This window comes from Roseateles sp. P5_B10 (genome assembly GCF_056400485.1).
Genome location: NZ_JBFULE010000388.1, coordinates 1 through 4,877, shown reverse-complemented (window position 1 = coordinate 4,877; position 4,877 = coordinate 1). Strand labels below are relative to the sequence as shown.

General features: G+C 65.7%; 3 protein-coding genes. 1 reads left to right on the top strand and 2 read right to left on the bottom strand.

Annotation, left to right across the window (positions count from 1 at the left end):
• Together AC1DU6_RS20100 and AC1DU6_RS20095 are read right to left on the bottom strand one after the other, a co-directional pair.
• Window positions 1-592, bottom strand: a 592-nt coding sequence (locus AC1DU6_RS20100) for a class II D-tagatose-bisphosphate aldolase non-catalytic subunit (protein ID WP_477859119.1), incomplete at its 3' end; no start/stop codon positions are given.
• Window positions 589-1,503 (bottom strand): EamA family transporter, encoded by a 915-nt coding sequence (locus tag AC1DU6_RS20095; protein WP_457323423.1) that lies wholly within the window; start codon window positions 1,501-1,503, stop codon window positions 589-591. The genes AC1DU6_RS20100 and AC1DU6_RS20095, both read right to left, overlap by 4 nt.
• A gap of 385 nt (window positions 1,504-1,888) precedes the next feature.
• On the opposite strand from AC1DU6_RS20095, the gene AC1DU6_RS20090 reads away from it, so the two are divergent.
• A complete protein-coding gene (locus tag AC1DU6_RS20090; protein WP_477859117.1) occupies window positions 1,889-4,720 on the top strand; it encodes a TonB-dependent receptor in 2,832 nt (943 codons plus the stop codon).
• The last annotated feature ends 157 nt before the right edge of the window (window positions 4,721-4,877 follow it).

The window sequence follows — 4,877 nt, the reverse complement described above, 5'->3', positions numbered from 1 at the left end:
ACGTCACCGCCAGCTCGCCCAGGTCTTCATGCGCGCCGCCGGGCACGGGCACTTCGGTGCCGATGACGTAGACCGGCGGGTCGCCACGGTCGGGCGCGTCGCGCCACGCCTGCTCGGCTGCGCGGCACAGGCGCACGGCACGGGCGGCGATCTCGGGCTCGGGCAGCGGCACCGGGTCGCCGGCGCAGGACATCGAGCAATCCAGGTGAATCTTGCGAAAGCCCGCACTCACATATTGCGCCACCATGATCTCGGCCTTGGCCATGGCTGCAACGGCCGGCAGTTTGCGCCAGGCGTTGGGGCCAAGGTGGTCGCCGCCGAGCAGCAGCAGCTCGGGCGCCAGGCCCTCGGCTTCGGCCAGGCCCTGCACATAGCGGCGGAAGTCCAGCGGCGTCATGCCGGTGTAGCCGCCATCCTGGTTGACCTGGTTGGACGTGGCCTCGATGAGGGCCGGCCGGCCCTGGGCGGCGCATTCGCGCAGCGTGGCGGCGATGACGACGGGGTGTGCGGAACAGACCGAGGGAATGCCAATGGCGACATCACCGTTGGCTGCCTGCTTGTGGCGGCGCACGAGGTCGAGCATGAGCTTCATGCGGCGTCTCCTTGAACGGGTTGGGAAGAGGAAGAAGAGGAGGGCGTTTCGGGTTGCAGCGCCAGCAGCAGCGCGGCCAGCAGGGCCAGCGCGACGCCGGCGAGCTTGCTGCCGCTGGGTGCGGCGCCGCTGAGGGCCATTGAGAGCACGGCGGTAAGCAGCGGCGCGCCGGCGTTGACCATGGGCGACACGACCATGGCCTTGCCGTAGCGGAAGGCGTAGACCAGGGCCAGCGCGCCGATGGCGTTCAGCACCTGGATGACGGCGGCAAGGCCCGGGCCCTGCCAGCCCCAGTTGATGGGCTGGGAGAAGTCGGTCATCCACAGCGACACCGGCACGCAGGCCAGGGCGCCGACGGCCATGTAGAAGAAGATGCTTTCGGCGCTGGTGCCGGCGTTGGCCAGCTTGATGAAGTAGGCCTGCAAGCCCCAGGCGACGAGCACGGCCAGGGCCAAAACAAACCACAGGCCCATCGGCTGACCCGTCTGGCCAAGTTGCAGGTCGAACAAAGGCAGGGAGCACAGCGCCAGCACGATGCCGGCCATGCCCAGCTTGCCGGTGCGCTCGCCCAGCAGGCCAAAGGACAGCGCGATGGTGATCGCCGGCGACAGCGACACGATCGGGAAGATCAGGTAGGCCGGGCCCGACTGCACCGCGCGGAACAGCAGCATCTGGCCACCGGCACCCAGCAGCCCGACGGCCAGGCCGAGCACGACGGAACGGCGGTCACGGTCGATGCGCCAGCCCGTGCGGGCCTGCACGATGACCGCCGGCGGGATCATGGTCAGTGCCCATACGGCATAGATCAAGGTGTCCGGGAAACCATGCTCGGCCGGCAGTCCGGTGAAGGCGCCCCAGACGCCCCAGAGCAGGGTCGAGATCAGTGCGTACGTGAGCCAGTTGCTCTGCATCGGAAGTCTTTCGTGGATCTGGAAGTCCCGTTTGGAACTTTCGAGCGAAAGCATAAACGAACGAAAACGAAAACACAACGACGAAAACGCCTTCGTATGCCAAATTCCGGAGGCGAGGGGTGAATCCCTATATAGCTCGCACCTCTCCCTCTATGTCAGCGAGGTGGAAGCCTTTCGTGGCATGATTCATCGAAAGCATTCGGCATCGGTGAAAACTCTATACGAAATCAAACGAAAGAATTCGTAGACTTGCGTCAAGCCGGTTCGAGGGGCATCCGAGGAGCCGGCACACCGCACCGGGGGAGAGCTGCCCCGGCATCCAAAGCAGATGACATCGCGCTGCCCTGACGGCAGCTTCGACACACAAGATCAAAGGAACTGTTCGATGAGTCCTCGCCTGCAACCCCGTTGTTTCGCGCTGMACCCGCTGACGTTGGCCGGCCTGGTGGCCTTCACCGCCTTCGGTGCTGTCGCCCCGGCCTGGGCCCAGGAGGCCGCCAAGGCCGAGACCGACAACACGCTGGACCGCGTGGAAGTGACCGGCACCCGCGCCAGCCTGCAGAAGTCCCTTGCGCTGAAGCGCAACGCCGCCGGCGTGCAGGACAGCATCAGCGCGACCGAGCTGGGCCGCTTCCCCGACAACAACGTGGCCGACTCGCTGAGCCACATCACCGGCGTGTCCATCTCGCGCACGGCGGGTGGCGAAGGTCAGAAGGTCAGCATCCGCGGCCTGGGGCCCGAGTACACGATCACGACCTTCAATAGCCGCCTGCTGGGCACCGACAGCGCCGGCCGCTACTTTGCCTATGACGTGCTGCCGGCCGACGTCATCAGTGGCGCCGACGTCGTCAAGTCCGCGCAGGCTTCGCTCGTCGAAGGCGCCATTGGCGGCCTGGTGAACCTGCGCTCGGCCAGCCCCTTCGACCAGAAGGGCCAGCGCGGCCTGCTGCGCGTGGAGGCCGACCGCAACCAGATGAGCAGCCTGAACGGCACCAAGCTGTCGGGCACCTACAGCAACACCTTCGGCGACCAGGTGGGCGTGTTGCTCGGTGTGGTGTATGCGAAGCGCGATGTGCGCACCGACACGGCCGGCAATGATGGCGGCTGGTCGCGCAACCCGGCGCCGAACAAGCCGGAGCTTTTCTGGCCCTGGGGCAACACCTGGGGTGGCGCCATCGACCCTAACGGCAACGGGCAGCTGGACCCCGACGAGGAAGGCCTGATCGGTCCGGGCCAGTTCCGCTTCGGCACCATCATGGAGAAGAAGGAGCGCATGGCGCTCTCCGGCAAGGTCGAGTGGCGGCCCAGCAGCGACGTGAAGGTCGTCGTCGACGGCTTCAAGACGCGGCTGGACTCGCCGCAGGTCGGCTACCAGCTGTCCTTCTATCCGCTGTACGCGCCGGGCCGCTGGTCCAACATGAAGATCACCAACGGCGTGGTCACCGACTTCACGCTGGCCAACCCCGACCCGGAGATGGCGCTCAACCCCGAGCTGCTGAACAAGACCGAGTACCGCGTGGTGGACACCGCGATGTACGGTGCCAACGCGGAATGGAAGATCTCGCCCACGCTGAAAGCGACGGGTGACATCTACAAGTCCACCTCCAAGCGCCACTCCGGCGGCAACGACAGCTATGTCGTGCTGCGCATGAACCAGCCCAATGTCACGCGCATCCAGCTGACGGGGGCGGCTGTGCCCGATGTGAAGACCACTTTCACCGACGGCCGCGACCTGCAGACCGGCCTGGCGCAAGGCCTGTTCAAGGCCAGTGACTTCAACACCCACTACTTCAGCCTGGCCGGCGACAACATCGATGACAAGATCGATGGCGCCACCGGCAATCTCGAGTGGAAGCTGGACCGCTTCTACATCGACCAGCTGAAATTCGGCCTCAGCCAGACCAGCCGCAAGAAGTCGCGCGACCTCATCAACAACGCCTTCAACGCGGGCGACGGCYACTACTCGGGCGCCAACGCCATCAACGTCGGCGCGCTGGGCGGCAATGTCATCAACCAGACGTTGAGCCCGTCCGGCTTCATGGACGGCGTCAGCGGCAACTTCCCGCGCAGTTTCCTGGGCTTCGATATCAACAACTACCTGCAGGCGCTGCAGGCCTACGACGGCAAGCCCCGCCCGGGCGGCGGCACCTACGACTTCAGCAAGGCAGCACCGGCCTGGAACCCGCTGGAGAGCTACCGAGTGACGGAGAAGACGACGACGGCCTTCATGCAGGCCGATCTGTCGGGCGACGGCTGGAACGCCGACGTCGGCGTGCGCTTCGTGAAGACCAAGACGACCTCCCAGGCCTGGGACGCCAAGATTGTCGACATCATCGAGAACGGTGCGTTCAACTACACGGCCGTCTACGCGCCACCTTCCGTTCTGCAGCAGGAGTCGAGCTACAACTTCGCGCTGCCGTCGGTCAACTTCACCTGGCTGATCACCAACGATCTGCAACTGCGCCTGGGCGCAGCCAAGACCATGGCCCGCCCGTCGGTGGACAAGCTGGCGCCGACGAGCACGACGCAGAGCATCTCCTGGGGCGACTTCACGCAGGTGTTCGGCGGCAACGCCAACCTCAAGCCCTACAGCGCCCGCCAGGCCGATGTGTCGCTGGAGTGGTACTACGCCAAGGACTCGGCCCTGAACTTCGCCGTCTACCAGAAGAACATCAAGAACCAGATCACCAGCGAGTACCTGACGGGGCAGAACATCGGCGCGCCGGGCGGCCGGCTGTTCAATGTCAGCCGCCCCATCAATGGCGACAAGGCCACCGCGCGCGGTTTCGAGATCGGCCTGCAACACCTGTTCGACAACGGCTTCGGCGTGCGAGCGCAGTACACGCGCAACAAGTCGCGCAGCTGGGTGGGCGGCGAGGAGCGTGCGCTGGAAGGCATCGCGCCGGCCACGTCGTCGCTCGGCCTGCTGTACGAGAAGGGCCCGTGGAGCATGAGCGCCACGGCCGACCACACCGACGCCTTCGTCACCGCCACCAACGTGCTGGGCGCCGGCTTCAACGAGCGCGCCAAGGCCGTGACCTGGGCGACGGCCCAGATCGCCTACGAGGTCAACAAGTGGCTGCGCCTGAGCATCGAAGGCAACAACCTGACCGACGCGACGCAGGAGTACACGCTGGGCAACGACAGCGTCAAGCTGCCGCAGGGCTACTACCGTTATGGCCGTTCGTTCACCGTCGGCGCTTCGATCAAGTTCTGATGAAAGATCTCCTCCGTGTTGCCGCCCTGCTTGCCGGGGCGGCCTTTTTATCCGCACAGGCTGCAGATGGGGCCAGCTACACGATGGCCGACTACAGCCGTGTCGTGAAGATCGACACCCACCTGCATCTGCACAACCCCGCGCCGGCCTTCATGGC